The 3,040-nt window shown below is 60.3% G+C and carries 2 protein-coding genes and 2 pseudogenes; 2 read left to right on the forward strand and 2 right to left on the reverse strand.

What is annotated here, in order from left to right:
• Nucleotides 1–118: 118 nt before the first annotated feature.
• A complete protein-coding gene (locus tag B7X30_RS15205; RefSeq protein WP_286731743.1) occupies nucleotides 119–1,504 on the forward strand; it encodes an amidase in 1,386 nt (461 codons plus the stop codon).
• A gap of 244 nt (nucleotides 1,505–1,748) precedes the next feature.
• On the opposite strand, the pseudogene B7X30_RS15210 reads toward B7X30_RS15205, so the two are convergent.
• Nucleotides 1,749–2,030: pseudogene (locus tag B7X30_RS15210) on the reverse strand (transposase); the annotation flags it as partial.
• A gap of 3 nt (nucleotides 2,031–2,033) precedes the next feature.
• Here B7X30_RS15210 and B7X30_RS15215 point away from each other — a divergent pair.
• Nucleotides 2,034–2,246 (forward strand): annotated as a pseudogene (locus tag B7X30_RS15215) (transposase); the annotation flags it as partial.
• Nucleotides 2,247–2,488: 242 nt separating this feature from the next.
• On the opposite strand, the gene B7X30_RS15220 reads toward B7X30_RS15215, so the two are convergent.
• The gene (locus B7X30_RS15220) at nucleotides 2,489–2,746 is read right to left on the reverse strand and encodes a hypothetical protein (protein ID WP_286731745.1); all 258 of its coding nucleotides are present in this window, start codon (nucleotides 2,744–2,746) and stop codon (nucleotides 2,489–2,491) included.
• Nucleotides 2,747–3,040: the final 294 nt, after the last annotated feature.

Consider the following 3,040-nt stretch of genomic DNA (forward strand, 5'->3'; position numbering starts at 1 on the left):
CCACCCAAGACACCCAACTGCCCCTGCTGTAGTGGCAATTTCAACAACCTGCCATAGACAGATCAAGCACTTACGACAGTTGGTGTCGAACTCGGGGGGCCGCCCTTAGGAGTTGTTCTTGTCCAGCTTGTTGAACGAAACCTTTGCCGTTGGCCAGCATCCCGTCAACGAGCTTGCTGCGGCGATCAAGGCGCGGCGGCTACGCGTCGGCGAAGTCGTCGAGTTTTATTTGGAGCGCATCGACCGGCTCGACGGCAAGTACAGGGCCTTTGCTTATGTCGATCCGCAGCGCTGTCGCGAAGAAGCCGCTGTCCTGGATGGCGAACTTGAACGAGGTGTGTATCGAGGACCTCTGACCGGAATTCCGCTTGGGGTAAAAGACGTGTATGCAGTGCGCGGGATGCCTATGCGCTTAGGCAGTGGCGCGGTGCTGGGGCAACGGGAACCGACGGTCGAAAATAAGCTCCTCGCGGAACTGCGCCGCTGCGGGGCGATCATTCTCGGCAAGACGAATATGACCGAGCTTTCGCTCGGCACAGTCAATTTGCAGCGGCCGACCCCTTGGAATCCCGTCGACCCGGCTGCGCCCCGCACCCCGGGTGGCTCGAGCAGCGGTTCGGCGGTCGCCGTTGCCGCTGGCCTGTGCCCGCTTGCCTTGGGTACGGATACGGGCGGCTCGGTCAGGCAGCCCGCGGCCATGTGCGGAGTCGTCGGTTACAAATCGACGTATGGCCGTTGGCCCCAATCCGGGGTCTTCCCGTTGTCCAGGTCGCTCGATTCGCTGGGGTTTTTCACCCGCAGCATGTCCGATATGGCGCTAGTCGTCAACGTGCTTGAAGATGCTTCGGAGCCTGTCGCGGCTCATCCTATTGCCGAGCTTACGCTAGCGGTGCCGATGCAGCTTTGCCGCGACCTAGATCGCGGCATCGAACGCGGTTTCCATGCGCTGTTGGAAGTGCTATCGGCCAGTGGCGCTCAAGTGAAGTTTGTCGACTGGCCGGAAGTCGATGCGCTAACGCCTTTTTTCAAATGGCTCGTGCCGCGCGAATTACTGGCCGACCTGGGCCATGACGCATATGCAAAGAACAAGTCTTATCTCGATCCGATGACCGTACGCAGAATCGAAGACGGATTAAATGCAGAGGCAGGCGAAGAGCAACGACTAAGAGATACATTGCATCGCTTGCAGAAAGACGCGGAAATGAAGATGCGGGGCTTCAGTGCTTGGCTATGTCCGTCGGTGCCGCATTTCCCGCGCCGCCTAGATCGTTTGGACAGTGTCGATCGGGGCGTGGAGTGGAACGGTTTGATCGCACGGAATGCGAGGCCGGTGAATGTGTTCGCGCAATGCGCGCTCAGCTTGCCGATATGCTTGCCAGGTTTTAAGCTCCCCATGGGCGTACAATTGAGCGCGGCGTATGGTCAGGATCGCGAGCTACTCGCCATGGCGCGGTCGCTTGAAACACTGATTGCGGGAATGGCTTTGCCGGGCACTGCTGGCTAGGCCCGTCGAACGGGTTGCGCCTCAGTGCGCCCGCATTCTCGATGCCAGCGGTCGGCAGCAGACCGGTGCTGAGAGAAGTGGCTCGGTTCGTCAGAACAGATTTCCCCGAGAGATAAGTGGATGCCTGGTGGGTTGAGACGGTGCAGAGTTGTCCACGGCGGCGGGCTTCGCTTGCGACGAACGGCCGACGCGGTGGGCAACTCGGGGCGCACCTAGGAATCATTTTAGGCAGCCTCCGGCAGGATAGGCAGGCCAGGTACGCTTGTTCCGGCGTGTTGCCGTCCTGGCTGGAATGCGGCCGATCGCGGTTGTACCAGTCGATGTACTGGCCGATGTCGGCCCGCGCTTCGCGCACGCTGGCGTAGGCCCGCAGGTACACCCGCTCGTATTTGACCGAGCACCAGACCCGCTCGACGAACACGTTATCCCGCCAGGCGCCGCGGCCGTCCATGGAGAGTTGGGCGCCCGAGTTCTGGACCGCATCGACAAAGTCCTGGGCGGTGAACTGGCTGCCCTGGTCGGTGTTGACATGACGTTCCCGAAGGCGCATTGGACCCAGATCTACTCGACCAATCCGCTGGAACGATTGAACGCCGAGATCAAGCGCCGCACCAATGTCGTCGGCATCTTCCCCAACGACGCCTCGATTACCAGGCTGGTCGGCGCCATGATGCTCGAGCAAAACGACGAGTGGGCCCTCAACCGGCGGTACATGCAGCAGTATTTTCCAATTCAGGTATGAGCCTGAAGCCGGGTTGAGAGTGGTTCTTTGAAGGCGGGTTGATTGAGGCTGAAAGGGTCAGTGTAAAGAGGGTTGGATTGTGGCTTGGATGGTGTCAAGGGAAGGCCCCTGCCAGGCCGCCGGAGGCCCCCCCCTAGTCTTGGTGCATGTCCGACCGGCGTGCGGCGTCCTTCCCGCAGAGGATCTGAGCGGGGTTGGGGTTGGATTTGCGCGGTTGCCTGCAACGTCGCGCCTGCAAGCTGTCAGGCCCGTCGCCGTGGCGCAGCCGTGTTGCATTGCGCAAAGAGCGCCGCCTTGGCTTGCTGCATGGCCTGAGCGGCGGCCAGATCGCTTTGCGCATCCGCCTGAGCCTGCAAGGCGTGGAGCGTGACGCCCGCTTTGAAGCGCACCAAGACTTGCGCACTGAGCTGTGCCAGGCAGGCTAGGGGCGTCTTCACATCGGCGTGGCGGTAGCGCTTGACGATCTTGCCCTTGGGACTCGTGATCTCGGTGGCGAACAAGCACGGGCGATGCCCATTGAGCCAAGGGTTGAACACCGTTTGGTAGAAGGCATTGATGATCTGGGCATGAACCGCCCCGTGTTTCGTGGAGGCTGGTTGGTTTAAGTCATGCCGCAATGGCGTGTTGACTGTAAGCGTTTGCCGAACCCATCTTTTCAATGGGTCTGAGCTGAGCGAAGCTTGAGTTTTTTCGGAGGCTCCATGCGATCAGACAAACTCAGTGAAGAGCGGATTGATGAGATTCTGGCGATTCTTGATGAACTCAAAGCCAGCGGGATGAAGGCCGAAGCGTTT

Source organism: Thiomonas sp. 13-64-67 (assembly GCF_002282795.1).
In the GTDB taxonomy this organism is placed as follows: domain Bacteria; phylum Pseudomonadota; class Gammaproteobacteria; order Burkholderiales; family Burkholderiaceae_C; genus Thiomonas; species Thiomonas arsenitoxydans.